Raw genomic sequence first — 14,058 nt, 5'->3', positions numbered from 1 at the left:
CAAGCAATAACACCATCGGTGTCCCTTAAGGAGTCGGTACGCGTTTACGCGAGAAATATAAGGATACTGTATAAAGTGAAACTTATACTTTCTTATATTTCTAAAAGGAGATCTTTCAACGTTCTACAGCGTAGCTGCCAGTTCTCGAACACGTCTATCACAGGATTCAATTTGTTCCAGATTCGGATTATGCTCGTTATTATGACGATCTAGCACTTCTCCGATAATCTCCTCAATACGCAGGAACGAGATCTCATGACTCAAGAATCGAGCAACAGCTATTTCGTTCGCAGCATTAAAAGCCGTAGTCGCTGTTCCACCAGCTTTTCCACAATCTATCGCTAGCTTCAGTGCAGGGTAACGTTCAAAGTCCATTTCACGGAAGGTCAAACGTCCTATCTCTGCTAACGACAAACGCTGTGCCGGAGATTCCCAACGAGCTGGATAAGTAAGTGCATATTGAATCGGGACACGCATATCGGGATTGCCAAGCTGGGCAATAATACTGCTATCACGGAATTCAACATATGAGTGAATGATGCTCTCCGGGTGCAGCAGCACATTCACTTGTTCATACGGAAGACCGAATAACCAATGCGCTTCAATAACCTCTAGGCCCTTGTTCACCATTGTAGCAGAATCTATCGTTATTTTCGCGCCCATGCTCCAATTCGGATGACGAAGCGCATCTTCTACCGTCACATCCTTAAGCTGATCACGCGTAAAGTCACGGAATGAGCCGCCGGATGCTGTTAAAGTAATATAGGCAATATCTGAGATGTTCTCGCCATTGAGACATTGATAAATAGCTGAATGCTCACTATCAATCGGCAACAGCTTAACTCCCTTACGATTAGCAAGATCAGTGACCAAATGTCCGGCCGTTACTAATGTCTCCTTATTGGCGAGTCCAATATGTTTGCCAGCTTCAATTGCCGCTAGTGTTGATTGAAGCCCTACGCTTCCCATAACAGCCGTTACGACCATTTCGGCATCGCCGCCAGCCGCCACTTCAACAAGCCCTTCATTCCCGCTGTAAAGCTCTATACCAGAAGGTAGGCTGGATCTAATCTCATCTGCCAGCTCTTTCGTTGCCACAGAGACTCTACGCGGGTTAAAACGACGAACTTGCTCCAGTAATAATGCTGTATTTGTTCCGGCCGCCAAGCCATCTACTTCAAAAGAGTCTGGGTGCATTGCGATGACATCTAGAGTCTGAGTGCCGATCGAACCCGTCGAACCTAGAACACTTATTTTTTTCATAGTTATACTCTCTCTCCCTTCGTTTAATAGTAAGGCATAAGCATTACAATATGTACGAATGGAAATACGATAATCCAGCTGTCACATCGATCAAGAATACCGCCATGCCCTGGCAAAAGTGTACCTGAGTCTTTAATGCCATACGCACGTTTATAAGCTGACTGCACAAGATCTCCAAGCTGTCCTAATATCGCACAAGAAAGCCCAATAAGCAATGCTCGTCCTATCGTCAAGTGTTCAGGAGCAAGCAGCGCAAACACGATAGAAATAAGCATCGAGATCAGTACCCCGCCAACAGCACCTTCCACCGTTTTGTTAGGACTGATGGCCGGCCAGAGCTTATTCTTGCCAAAGCTTCTGCCTACAAAATATGCCCCCGCATCACTGCCCCAAATGCAGAACAGGAGCAAAAAAGTCCAGAACAAACCATGTCCGTCATCCGATGCACGAGCCACGGCCATATAAGAGAAGCCCATTCCAATGTATACAATGCCAGTAAACAGCAAGGCTGTTACTCGAATATCTAATTTATTTTTAGTAAAAACGGTGACCAGAAGGAACAATAACAGCAGAATCCAAATCCCTTGCTCCCAGGACAACGGCTCATTAACACCAAGCAAATTCCATGGGATCATGAAGCTTAGAATAGCTGCGTAACCCAGAACAGTAGTACCGGAAAGCGTAGGAATACCTATCATTTTGACAAATTCATAAAAACCTATAAGAGCCATAGCAATAAGCAGAACCTGATACGGCCAGTTTCCCAGTACACATAACCCTAAAAATAATACTCCGGCAACAATTCCGGTAATCAATCGCTGCTTCAAAGGTTCCATCTCCTAACAAGCTACTTCAGTCCACCATAACGGCGTGTTCGTCGTTGATATTCAGCAACGGCCTGATGCAAATGCTCTTTGTCGAACTCAGGCCAGTACACATCAGTAAACCACAGTTCACTATAGGCAACCTGCCATAACATAAAATTGCTAAGCCGAATTTCTCCGCTTGTACGTATCAGCAAATCAGGATCGGGTAAACCAGCAGTTAATAGTCTGTTGTTAATCAACTCTGATGTAATTTCTTCTGGCGACAATATACCAGCTTGGATATCTTTCCCTAAACTGCGCATACAGCCTTCTATTTCATTGCGTCCACCATAGTTAAGAGCAAAATTTAAGATCAATCCAGTATTCTCTTTTGTTCGAGCTACCGCCTCTTCCATAGCCTTACGGGTATATGAAGGTAAAGCGTCAGCGTCACCCATCATGCGTACTTGAACATTCTTCTCGATTAGCTCATCAAGCTCAATCGCCAGAAACTCCCCAGGCAAACGCATCAAGTAATCGACTTCTTCTTTCGGGCGTATCCAGTTTTCTGTCGAGAACGCATACATCGTTAAGTATTTAATACCTAATTCGTCTGCAGCGATCGTAGCACGTTTGACAGCCTTCATGCCGTTCTGATGACCCATAACGCGCGGTAAGCCGCGCCGTTTAGCCCAGCGTCCATTACCATCCATTATCACAGCCACATGCCGGGGAATGTTATCCGGTGAAATCTCGACTGACTGTTGCCTGTCTTTACGGCTCAGCCACGCTTGAATCCGTTTGATCATTTCCGTTTCCTCCAAGCTCTTATCAGAAAGAGACAAACCCCACCATTAACGGAGGGGCCTTAAGTCTCTTGAATATCATTAAACTTCCATAATCTCTTTTTCTTTGGAAACAAGCACTTTGTCAACTTCGGCTATGAACTTATCCGTTGTTTTTTGAATGTCTTCCTGATGGCCACGGGACTCATCTTCAGAGATACCGTTTTTCTCCATCTTTTTAATATCATCGTTGGCATCACGGCGAATGTTGCGGATCGCAACTTTCGCTTCTTCACCAAATTTCTTAGTCAGCTTAACCAAGTCCGTCCGACGCTCTTCAGTCAGCGGAGGGATAGAAAGACGAATAATGGTGCCGTCATTGGCAGGTGTCAATCCGATATCGGATTTCATGATCGCCCGTTCAATATCAGACATCGATGTTTTGTCCCACGGCTGAATCAACAGTGTCCGGGAATCCGGAGTACTAATGTTGGCCAGCTGATTAATTGGAGTAGGTGCCCCGTAATATTCAACTTGAATACGATCGAGAAGCGATGTTGTTGCACGTCCTGCACGTAATGTCGCCAAGTCACGTTTCAGCGATGAAATCGCTTTTTCCATACGCTCTTCAGCATTTTTTTTGACCGATTGTGGCATTAATCTACACTCCCTTTAACAATCGTTCCGATCTTCTCACCGAGAACGACACGTTTGATATTGCCTTGTTCTGTAATGGCAAATACAATGAGCGGTATATTGTTATCCATGCATAAAGATGAAGCTGTTGAATCCATAACACCGAGGTTTTTGTTCAGAACATCCATATAAGTAAGCTGTTCGAATTTCTCAGCGGTACTATCTTTGAACGGATCAGCAGAATATACTCCATCAACCTTATTTTTCGCCATCAGAATAACTTCTGCTTCGATCTCTGCCGCTCTAAGTGCTGCAGTAGTATCTGTTGAGAAGAATGGGTTACCTGTGCCTGCTGCAAAAATAACAACACGGCCCTTCTCCAAGTGGCGAATCGCACGACGACGAATGTATGGTTCAGCAATTTGCTGCATCGAGATCGAAGTCTGTACTCTTGTTGGCACATCGATTTGCTCCAATGCATCCTGCAGTGCAAGTGAGTTCATTACTGTTGCCAGCATGCCCATATAATCTGCAGTAGCGCGATCTATGCCGCTTGCGCTGCCCGCGATCCCGCGCCAAATGTTCCCCCCGCCACAAACAATCGCAACCTGAACGCCAAGTTCTACAACTTCCTTGATCTGTTCAGCGATGGAAATAATCATGTCGGCATCAATACCATATCCGTTTTGTCCTGCCAAAGACTCTCCACTTACCTTAAGGACTACTCTCTTAAATACCGGCTGTTCCAAATGTATACCCTCACTTTCTGCAAAAGACGGAACACTACGTGTACGTGTTCCGCTCTTCTGATGCTTGCCTTTATTCAATTCTTCACATTTATGATGAAACTATTATTGATTAACTTGTGCCATAACTTCTTCAACAAAGTTATCCACTTTCTTTTCCAAACCTTCGCCTAGTTCAAAACGAGCAAAACGACGGATCGAGATGTTTTCTCCGATGGTGCTGATTTTTTCATTCAACAATTGGGAGATTGTTTTGTCAGGGTCTTTAACGAAAGTTTGCTCAAGCAAGCAATATTCTTCGTAATATTTACCAATACGTCCTTCAACCATTTTTTCAATGATTTTCTCAGGCTTACCTTCGTTCAAAGCTTGAGCTTTCAGGATTTCTTTTTCTTTTTCAACATCTTCTTGTGGAACTTCTTCACGACGAACATAACGCGGGTTTGCTGCAGCGATTTGCATAGCGATATCGCGAGCAAATTCCTTGAAGGAATCTGTTTTACCAACAAAGTCAGTTTCGCAGTTGATTTCTACAAGTACACCAATACGGCCGCCAGCGTGGATGTAAGATTCTACAACGCCTTCAGTAGCAATACGTCCTGCTTTGTTCGCTGCTGCAGACAGACCTTTTTCACGAAGCAATTCTGCTGCTTTAGTGATATCGTTATTAGCTTCTTCAAGCGCTTTTTTACAATCAAGCATACCAGCGCCTGTTCTTTCACGAAGTTCTTTTACTGCTTTTGCATCAACTGCCATTGTTTATTCCCTCCAGGTAATTGTCGTTTTCTTACATTATTCAAGGCCTTTATCCTAAAAAAAGGGCAGTGAGAGGTTATCCACCTGCCAACCACCCTTTTCATTTAAGTTCTTGTATGTGTTAGTCGCTACTTAAGCAGTAGTTGTGTCTTCGCCTTGGTGAGCTTCAACAACAGCGTCTGCCATTTTACCAGTCAACAATTTAACAGCGCGGATAGCGTCGTCGTTACCTGGAATTACGTAGTCGATTTCGTCTGGATCACAGTTAGTATCAACGATAGCTACGATTGGAATACCCAATTTGCGAGCTTCTGCAACTGCAATACGCTCTTTACGCGGGTCAATGATGAACAGCGCGCTTGGAAGACCTTTCATGTTCTTGATACCGCCCAAGAATTTTTCAAGACGATCTTTCTCTTTGCGAAGAAGGATAACTTCTTTCTTAGGTAGTACTTCAAAAGTACCGTCTTCTTCCCAAGATTCCAATTTCTTCAAGCGATCAATACGCTTTTGGATAGTTTGGAAGTTGGTAAGAGTTCCGCCCAACCAACGTTGGTTAATGAAGAACATACCGGAACGTTCTGCTTCTTCTTTTACGGAATCTTGAGCTTGTTTCTTTGTTCCTACGAATAGGATTGTGCCGTTGTCACCAGCGACGCTTTTTACAAAGTTGTAAGCTTCCTCTACCTTTTTGACTGTTTTTTGCAAGTCAATAATGTAAATTCCGTTTCTTTCAGTGAAGATATAACGATCCATCTTTGGGTTCCAACGACGAGTCTGGTGACCGAAGTGTACCCCAGCTTCTAGAAGCTGTTTCATGGAGATTACTGCCATCTTCACACACCTCCTAAGTTTGGTTTATTGTGTGTCTCCTCCGCCATGCGTCATCTTTCAGCAAGACTTTCTTCAGAAGAAAGCACCCCTTGTCGAAATCAACCGGCGTGTGTTTTAACACCGTCAATTACTATACCATATTATCTCAGTGTATGCAACGATCACTTTAAAGTTATTAATTTCTCTATTATCGAGTCAATACTTTCTCCCTTATTAAAGCTATAAGAACCGGATTGAATTTTGGTATTAATCTTACGTTTGTTTGCAGCCTCTAGAAAAGTAGACTTATCTTTAATGACGCCAGCCTTCGCTAAAATATCTGTTGTTGCGGTCAATGTGCTGCCAGATGGAATTCGAACAGAAACACTAGCATTTGCTGTGACTTTAGGCGTTACAGGAGCTACAGCGGTTGGAGCGGCACTGGCCTTTGGAGTGACCTTTGGCTGCTCAACCTTGCCGTTAGTAGGCGTAGATGGCTTGTTCGGCGCAATGGCTTTATCAGAGCTCTCAGGCGTTGTAGGTGACACTGCCGGCGTGGGGGAGGCTGCAGCAGCCGGCGCAGAGGGGCTGACGTTCTCCTTGCTTTCTGCTGTCGCCCCCCCGGTCTCTGTGACTTCCTCTTTATTATCATTCTCAGTTTCCCCTGAGGAAGGTACTGCAGCTTCATCGATGACTTTCATATTCAGTTTCTCCGCACCCTGTAGAACTTGTTCTTTGGTAAGTGGAGCCGCTCCACCGGAGATCATTAATTGAAGTAATAAAGCGCCAGTAATTAGTCCTGTGCCTAGCCCGAACAAGAATGAACGGTTCTTAATCATACCGATTCCTCCTGTTTGGCAAGTTGCAGAATCAGTTGCACTTCCCCTCGCTGAAGTCCAGCTGTCTTGGCAATGGAGTCTATCGATTTGCCCTGCTCATGCAGTTCAAACAATCTTGGGTAACGTAATTTTATCGAACTAATAGGTTTCGCTTTCACATCTGGCGACACTGAACTCATCTCTGCTGGGAGAGACGGATCTTCGTTTACACCAACTTTAACCTTCGAACCTTGTTCAACCGACACTGCAAGTTCTTTCAAACTCTTTTCTTCCTCGGCCACTCGTGCTTCTAGCTTTAAAGAGCTGTTCTGCAACTCTACCACTTGACTCTGTAATTCATTAACCTGTCCCTGCAGTACATTATGATTAGTTTGCGATTGTTGTTTAATACTACTAACTAATTGTACCAGTTCCTCATTCTCGCGCTCTATGTCTGCCATATATAGCTCAAGCGCAGCCTCTGTATCTTTGAGGCTTTGCTGATTAGCTTTTCCTTCCTTTACACGTGCGGGAAGTAAAAGGGCATAAAGAATAGCGGCGACACCTACTAGCACAATATAAACCCATGGTTGCAAGTGCCTTATCTCCTTTTACATATCAGATGTAGATTCGTGTAGATTCTTATTAAAGACTTAGATCAATGCGTTGGCCTTTGTAAGGATGCTCAGCATCACGGGTTGCAGGCGGGTTCGAATGTTTATCTGACGAAGAATTGCCACCTGAATGCTGATTGCCTTTTCCACCGCCATCCCGTAAAGCTGATTCAGAAGACTCATCCACTTCAGTGCTCCGCATGGCCAATTCCTGACTTTGTTTTACATTTTGCCCAGCCAATTGATGTTGGTCGATAGCAGGACGTTGCTGAGATTCATTCTGAAGCTTGCCCGCCTCCGTGGTGCGAGGCAAAGCAATTTGCAGTTCCACCGGTTTTAGGCTCATCTTAACCCTTCTCTCACAAGTAATGGCCGGCCGCAAATGCTGCCCGCCCGATTAATTGTACGGCGTTAAAGATATATCCCCATCACTGTAAATAAACACAACCCGCTCCGTAGCATCCTTAACAAATCGGGTATATCTGCCGATCATGATCTTTGAACCGCCATAAATGGTTTTGATAACCTCAACTCTCGCTCTACCTGTATCTTCTAACATTCTTTCTATCTCTAGCACTCGTTCTTTAATTCTTTTTTCTTCACGTTGATGGGATTGTTTAGTAGCATTTAATTTGACGCGAAGCGCCACTTTATCCGCAGGGAGCTGACCGTTAGTAGCCAATTGATTTAATAGATACAAAGCTTTAGAGGTTTTATCCTCGTTCTCCAGCAGCTGCCGCAGCTCTTGACGAAGTTCGTTAATCTCATTTCTAAGCTCTGGAACCACGCCTACCTCAATCACAGTCGCAGTGGACATGGTGTTACCTATAGTTCTTGCTACAACTCTTTCTCCAGACTGAACGATTCCACCCACTATCAAACCTTTAGAGCCGTTACAGATAACATCTCTACCAGCACGTATATTGGAGTGCATAATACTCTGAGAAACAATTACATCTTCACCAGCGGTTACGTTTCCATCTTGAATGAAAGAAACCTTCACACTTTTTCCAGCGGTAACTTGGCCTTTGTTATATCCGATAATTCCACCAGTAATTTCAATGGAGCCCCCAGAGATTAACTCTGCACCTTCAACGCCGCCTACAACCCGAATATCACCGGCAGACTTTACAGTGAAGCCTGAAAGGACATTCCCACGTATGACGACTGTACCTACAAAATCAATATTTCCAGTGCCGTAATCGACATCACCATTCACTTCATATACAGGAAACACATTAATTTTCCCGTTATCAGTTAACGTGACCAGTCCATCAATCGCTGCGTACATCGAAGTGCCATCGTTATCAATGAGTACATTTTTCCCGATTTTAAAATGAGCTTCCTTTCCAGCCTTGAAAGCAAGCTCATCACCAGTAACAGTCATCCCTAACTTTCCAGGCTGGGCAGGGATAATTTTAGCTATTAACTTTCCTTTAAGCACATTACGAAGCCGGACCAAGTCCTTGTAGTCGACCTTACCATCCGCTTTCTCAAGCGGTTTGCGGTCCTCTTCCAGATCAACTGTAAGCATAACTCGTCCATCCGTGCCATGCACAGCAGGATAACCTGCAGCAATCGGAACTTTACTCCAAAAAAACTCCTCAGGATGACTACTAATACGTTCGACAACATCACTCTTGATACCGTAGCGAATATTGTGACTGTGCAGGAAGGCTTCCAGTTCTGTAGATGAGCAGGAAAAATTCTCATCCTTTTTGGAGAACTGCAAATACGCGATTCCTTTGTCCTCCGAAAAAGTTATACTCAAGTACTGATTCAAAGCATATTGACCGATCAAATTTTGCTCCCCCTTGTCACCGCTAACGGTTAATCGTTCTGCATAAGGAGATCACGGTTCTTCTCGAGCGTTCCCCTCAGCCGCAGAATAGCTTTGGAATGCAACTGCGAAATTCTTGAAGGAGATAACGACATGACCTCAGCAATCTCACTTAAAGATAAATCTTCATAATATAAAAGGGACACAACGGTCCTTTCTTTCACCGTTAATTTCTCAATACCTTTGGTGAGCGCTTCGCGCAAGTAGAATTCATTTACCTTGCTATCCGGATTCTTAGCTTTATCGTCCACCAGTATGGACATTCGGGTCTCTGATTCCTCTTCACGAATCGGGTCTTCCAGTGAACAAAGTGACATCACAGCCACATCCTGCAACATATTTTGAAATTCCAGTTCACTAATATTAAGGTATTGGCTCATTTCCTCGTCACTAACTGACCTTAAGTGCTTCTGCTCCAGCTGCTGATAAGCGTCCTCAATTTTTTTAGCTTTTTCCCTAACGGATCTAGGTACCCAATCACTTTGGCGTAATGAATCTAATATCGCACCACGCACACGCCAGGACGCATAGGTCTGAAACTGCAATCCTCGTTTGTAGTCGAATTTCTCAATCGCATCAATTAGTCCCATAACCCCATTACTGGCTAAATCATCTTTGGATACATTTTTGGGTAATCCCACAGCCAAACGACTGGATACATAATCAACAATATGGAGATAACTCTCTATCAGCTTCTTTTTGGCATCAGGGTCTCTGTGTTCTTTCCACTGTTCCCATAGCTCGTCAGTTTCCAATTGAGAAGCTTTACGCTCGTTCAATAGCTTTCACCCTTCCCAAAGTTTAGTCAGCGAGCATTCGCGGCGAAATGTACCTTCCAATAAGATCACCGATTCCGCCTCAGCCCTCACTTATTCTTCTTTCAGGTGACGAACGGCCTTGGCCAATTCTTCAGGATCCTTCATCGAAACTAGCTTAGGAGGTGTAAGAGGCTTAAATCCCTCGCTATTTTCGTTTCCTTGTCCTGGCTTCGGTTTTAGTAGATTGATTAATTCTTCATCCTCATTAGGCGTGCTGATATCCAGCTTCGCCCCAAGTTCTTCACCACCAGTATCCACTTCATCCGGAGGCGATGTTTGAATCATAATAAAACCCAATACCCATCTTACGAGGAAAGCAAGCAGAAACCAGATGATAAATGCAATTAGGCTTCTTAATAAACTAGTACCCAATACATTGTTACTGTAGGTTACAAAAAAGGTAAATATGAAACCTACCAAACCCGACACCAAGTTTATCAAAATGTTTCCAATCATATTCATAATTATAGTTCCTTAGCGCCTTTTTGCACACTGCGAATAAACAATATACCAGTGTTGCAGGCTATTTCTATCGTACGGCCATAATTGCCGCCTGTGTCTTCTGCGATTAACGGAATTTTTAAATTTTCAAGTGCTAGTTTACAAGATTCAACATTACGAGGCCCGATCCTCATGGTGTCGCTCCCCCCGGCAAAGGCAAACATTTGTGAACCTCCGGCCATCTTGGCTACGATCCGGCTCCGAACCGCCCCAAGCTCTAGCAGACGGGATAAGAGCTCCGGCACTGCAGTATCTGCAAACTTAGCGATGTTTAACTGCCCTTCCCTAGCAATCTCAGATGATGGGAGCATTACATGCGCCATCCCTGCAAGCTTTTTTCCAGGGTCAAACAATGTTAATCCCACGCAGGAGCCAAGACCTGTGGTACGAATTAAACTGTCTTGGCTACCCACGTTAAGATCCGCCATCCCTACTTTAATAATGCTTTGTTCTTCAATCATTTTCAAAAGGAACTCCTAGCGATTTGAAGATTTTCGGGAATGATTCCGGATCGGGAATAAGGAAAAATTGCCCTTCAATTTCGTTTTTCCCTTCGAAGAAGGTAGTGTCGATCAACAATGCATCGTCCCCCATCTGCCCGAATTGCAGCAGACCGTAGCTAAGGATAGCGCCAGCCATGTCCATAGCAAGGGCCGGCACCGTTGGATACATAGAAAGTGCGGTGAAATCTGCTAGAGAAGAAAGATACGATCCTGCCAAAATATTGCCAATTTCGCTTAGTGCAGAGAGCTCCATTTCTCCAAGCTCTTCATTACTCGATAGCTCAATGCCCGCAATACGACTAAGCAAGTTCATAGCCGCTTCTGGTGACAGAATGAAAAACAGGTTACCTGGAGCTTCACCCTCCACACGTAGAAACACCGCATATACAAGTTCTTCGGCTCCGCCAACTTTATCTGTTATTTCTTCAAAGTTAAGGAGCTGTACCTTAGGAACAGCCATATCTATCGGCTTATTCAAGAGCTGTGATAATGCGGTGGCTGCATTTCCAGCTCCAATGTTCCCAACTTCCTTAAGCACATCCATTTTGAAATCCTTATAGTGCTTAAATAGTTCCACAGGTTAGCCCTCTAGGCTTTCTAATTGAACGATTTCGCTTTTGTTAAGCACTTCTGACAAGTTAAGCATAATCAGTAAGCGCTCGTCTCCAATCTTGGCCACCCCATCCAAATACTTTGCCTTGATGCCGCCAACAACATCAGGAGGTGTATCAATAGAATCTCTGTTCAAATCTATAACATCATTTGCAGAGTCTACAATGAAGCCTACTTCCATTTCATTAACAGACACGATGATGATTCTTGTCTGATCGGTGTGTTCAGCCTCTTCGATGCCGAAACGGCCCCGTAGATCAATTACAGGAATAACAACCCCACGTAAATTAATTACACCTTTGATAAATGAATAGGTCTTAGGTACACGAGTAATGGGCATCATGCGCTCAATAGTTTGTACCTTTTCAACTTCAATTCCATATTCCTCTACGCCTAATTTAAACACTATCACTTTAATATCTTCAGCCATGGAATGAACCTCCCTGTTCTATCCTAGTTATTTAATAAAAGCGTTCGGATCAATAATAAGTGCTACTTGACCATCACCAAGAATGGTTGCGCCAGATATTCCTTGTACATCAGGCAAATATTTACCCAGATTCTTAATCACAACCTCGTTCTGGCCAATAAAATCCTGTACTGCTAAGGCAACTAATCTTTCTCCCTTGCGCACCACTACGATTTCTGTTTCTTCTTCGGTACTCTCATCATAATCTGGTACTGAAAAGAGACGACTTAGCGAAACCAGAGGAATATGCGAATCACGGAATTCTACCATTTTATTGCCATGGATTGTACGGATCTGAGATTGCTTCACGATTCCGGTTTCCACTATAGAGGTCAAAGGAATGGCATACTTCTCGGAACCTAATCGGATAAGCATTGCAGCAATGATTGATAGAGTTAAAGGCAGCTGCACTGAGAAATTTGTTCCTTTACCTGGAGCAGAATAAATCGTTACATTGCCGCCTAAAGAAGAAATCTTAGATTTCACTACATCCAGCCCTACCCCGCGGCCTGAAACATCAGAAATGACCTCTGCTGTACTGAAGCCTGGGGCAAATAACAACTGAAAAGCTTCATCGTCCGACATACTGGCTGCCTGCTCTTGTGTTATAACACCCTTCTTCACAGCAGATTTCAGAACCTTCTCTGGATAAATCCCTGTTCCATCTTCTTCGATCTCAATGAAGACGTGATTACCACTGTGGAAAGCCCGCAAATAGACCGTTCCGGTCTCAGGCTTACCAGCAGCAACACGATCCGCAATGGATTCGATACCATGGTCAACTGCATTACGCAATAAATGCACCAGCGGATCCCCGATTTCGTCAATGACCGTTCGGTCTAGCTCAGTTTCTGCTCCTGTGATGATAAGATCTACTTTTTTGTCTAGTGACTTGGCTAGATCACGAATCATACGTGGGAATCGGTTAAATACTGTATCTACTGGAACCATCCGCAGCTTCATTACAATATTCTGGAGATCTCCGCTTACCCGGCCCATATGCTCAACCGTTTCTGTAAGATCACCATTTTGAACCTCAGAAGCCAGCTGTTCCAATCGGACACGGTCGATAAGAAGTTCACTGAATAAATTCATCAACACGTCCAAACGTTCAATATCTACACGAATGGTACGTGATGGTGCCCCACCTGTTTTGTGAGCTGCCGGTTTGTTCCCTTCTTCTTTGGTTGGCAGGGGTTTAGCGGCAGAAGCCGCAGGTGTAGCTGCTGGAGCCTCAGTAGTCGTGGCAGCCACTTCAGAGGCTGCTGCTGCTGTTTCTTGACCCAGCTGTTGCAGAGAGTCTTGATCCAATGCTACTGCCGATACCTTATCAATCTCAGACAGATTTAGTATCATAGCCTGAATTTGATCAGCACTTTTTTGAGTTATGTAATAGAGAGAGAAGCTTTGATCAAATTTCTCTTGTTCAATATCCTGAACGGATGGGAAGGATTTAACCACTTCACCTGAACGCTCCAAAAGATCAAACACCATATATGCACGTACTGCCTTAAGCTGACAATCCTTGCGAATGGTTACGTCCACATATAATACTTGATGTCCTTCTTGAATCGACTGTTCTAGAACAGAAAATTGAAACTCATCTAAATGAATCGGGGTTTCAACCGCTTGTGCAGCAGGTCCTGAGACAGAAGCTGCCTCACCACCCGCAACAGGAATCTCTCCCCGGACTATAGCCTGTAAGGAGGAGACGATAGACGAAACATCCGCTTTACCCTCGCCTCCTCCCGTAATATCCTCAACCATAGACTCCAAGGCATCCAAACTTTTGAACAACGTATCAAAAATGAAATCCTGCATGCGCAGTTTGTTGTTGCGTACCAAATCAAGAACATTTTCCATTTGGTGTGTGAGTGAAGCCAAATCTTCAAAGCCCATAGTTGCTGCCATACCTTTTAAGGTATGCGCAGAGCGGAATATTACCTGTACAATACTAATGTCCTCAGGATTCGCTTCCAGCCCCATCATGCTCTCGTTCAATGACTGCAGATGATCGTTCGACTCATCAATAAACATGGATAAATATTGGTTCATGTCCATCAGTGAGCACCTCCCCT

17 protein-coding genes are annotated in these 14,058 nt (G+C 44.1%); all 17 read right to left on the bottom strand.

Annotated features, from left to right (window positions below; genetic code table 11):
- Positions 1-123: 123 nt before the first annotated feature.
- Positions 124-1,263 carry a 1-deoxy-D-xylulose-5-phosphate reductoisomerase gene (locus MHH63_RS09210; protein ID WP_076127837.1) on the bottom strand — a complete coding sequence of 380 codons (1,140 nt, stop codon included), beginning with the start codon at positions 1,261-1,263 and terminating at the stop codon, positions 124-126.
- A gap of 23 nt (positions 1,264-1,286) precedes the next feature.
- Complete coding sequence (locus MHH63_RS09205; RefSeq protein WP_076127836.1) at positions 1,287-2,090, bottom strand: phosphatidate cytidylyltransferase; 804 nt, start codon at positions 2,088-2,090, stop codon at positions 1,287-1,289.
- Between the two features lie 20 nt (positions 2,091-2,110).
- The gene (locus MHH63_RS09200; protein ID WP_076127834.1) at positions 2,111-2,878 is read right to left on the bottom strand and encodes an isoprenyl transferase; all 768 of its coding nucleotides are present in this window, start codon (positions 2,876-2,878) and stop codon (positions 2,111-2,113) included.
- A gap of 78 nt (positions 2,879-2,956) precedes the next feature.
- Positions 2,957-3,511 carry a ribosome recycling factor gene (gene frr, locus MHH63_RS09195; protein ID WP_076127832.1) on the bottom strand — a complete coding sequence of 185 codons (555 nt, stop codon included), beginning with the start codon at positions 3,509-3,511 and terminating at the stop codon, positions 2,957-2,959.
- Positions 3,511-4,239: a UMP kinase gene (pyrH, locus tag MHH63_RS09190; RefSeq protein WP_036688491.1), complete on the bottom strand. Its 729-nt coding sequence runs from the start codon at positions 4,237-4,239 to the stop codon at positions 3,511-3,513. The genes frr and pyrH overlap by 1 nt, the downstream gene beginning before the upstream one ends.
- 102 nt (positions 4,240-4,341) lie before the next feature.
- Positions 4,342-4,992 (bottom strand): translation elongation factor Ts, encoded by a 651-nt coding sequence (tsf, locus tag MHH63_RS09185; RefSeq protein ID WP_036688492.1) that lies wholly within the window; start codon positions 4,990-4,992, stop codon positions 4,342-4,344.
- 132 nt (positions 4,993-5,124) lie between these two features.
- The gene (gene rpsB / locus MHH63_RS09180; RefSeq protein WP_036688493.1) at positions 5,125-5,826 is read right to left on the bottom strand and encodes a 30S ribosomal protein S2; all 702 of its coding nucleotides are present in this window, start codon (positions 5,824-5,826) and stop codon (positions 5,125-5,127) included.
- Between the two features lie 161 nt (positions 5,827-5,987).
- Positions 5,988-6,644 carry an endolytic transglycosylase MltG gene (locus MHH63_RS09175; protein ID WP_076127830.1) on the bottom strand — a complete coding sequence of 219 codons (657 nt, stop codon included), beginning with the start codon at positions 6,642-6,644 and terminating at the stop codon, positions 5,988-5,990.
- Positions 6,641-7,219, bottom strand: a complete 579-nt coding sequence (locus tag MHH63_RS09170; protein ID WP_076127828.1) for a hypothetical protein — start codon at positions 7,217-7,219, stop codon at positions 6,641-6,643. Before MHH63_RS09170 ends, MHH63_RS09175 begins: the two co-directional genes overlap by 4 nt.
- 49 nt (positions 7,220-7,268) lie before the next feature.
- Positions 7,269-7,583: a hypothetical protein gene (locus MHH63_RS09165; RefSeq protein ID WP_076127826.1), complete on the bottom strand. Its 315-nt coding sequence runs from the start codon at positions 7,581-7,583 to the stop codon at positions 7,269-7,271.
- 51 nt (positions 7,584-7,634) lie between these two features.
- Positions 7,635-9,038 carry a DUF342 domain-containing protein gene (locus MHH63_RS09160; RefSeq protein WP_036688497.1) on the bottom strand — a complete coding sequence of 468 codons (1,404 nt, stop codon included), beginning with the start codon at positions 9,036-9,038 and terminating at the stop codon, positions 7,635-7,637.
- A gap of 29 nt (positions 9,039-9,067) precedes the next feature.
- Positions 9,068-9,856 carry a FliA/WhiG family RNA polymerase sigma factor gene (locus MHH63_RS09155; protein WP_076127824.1) on the bottom strand — a complete coding sequence of 263 codons (789 nt, stop codon included), beginning with the start codon at positions 9,854-9,856 and terminating at the stop codon, positions 9,068-9,070.
- 90 nt (positions 9,857-9,946) lie between these two features.
- The gene (locus MHH63_RS09150; RefSeq protein ID WP_445321765.1) at positions 9,947-10,324 is read right to left on the bottom strand and encodes a hypothetical protein; all 378 of its coding nucleotides are present in this window, start codon (positions 10,322-10,324) and stop codon (positions 9,947-9,949) included.
- A gap of 35 nt (positions 10,325-10,359) precedes the next feature.
- Positions 10,360-10,857: a chemotaxis protein CheD gene (locus MHH63_RS09145; RefSeq protein WP_036688499.1), complete on the bottom strand. Its 498-nt coding sequence runs from the start codon at positions 10,855-10,857 to the stop codon at positions 10,360-10,362.
- Positions 10,850-11,443: a chemotaxis protein CheC gene (locus MHH63_RS09140; protein WP_282579874.1), complete on the bottom strand. Its 594-nt coding sequence runs from the start codon at positions 11,441-11,443 to the stop codon at positions 10,850-10,852. Before MHH63_RS09140 ends, MHH63_RS09145 begins: the two co-directional genes overlap by 8 nt.
- A gap of 36 nt (positions 11,444-11,479) precedes the next feature.
- Positions 11,480-11,941, bottom strand: coding sequence for a chemotaxis protein CheW (locus tag MHH63_RS09135; RefSeq protein WP_036688501.1), 462 nt, complete (start codon positions 11,939-11,941; stop codon positions 11,480-11,482).
- Positions 11,942-11,968: 27 nt separating this feature from the next.
- Positions 11,969-14,041, bottom strand: coding sequence for a chemotaxis protein CheA (locus tag MHH63_RS09130; protein ID WP_076182652.1), 2,073 nt, complete (start codon positions 14,039-14,041; stop codon positions 11,969-11,971).
- Between the last annotated feature and the right edge of the window lie 17 nt (positions 14,042-14,058).

This window comes from Paenibacillus sp. FSL H3-0310 (genome assembly GCF_038002785.1).
In the GTDB taxonomy this organism is placed as follows: Bacteria; Bacillota; Bacilli; order Paenibacillales; family Paenibacillaceae; genus Paenibacillus_AQ; species Paenibacillus_AQ odorifer.
This window is presented reverse-complemented; position numbering and strand designations above follow the sequence as displayed.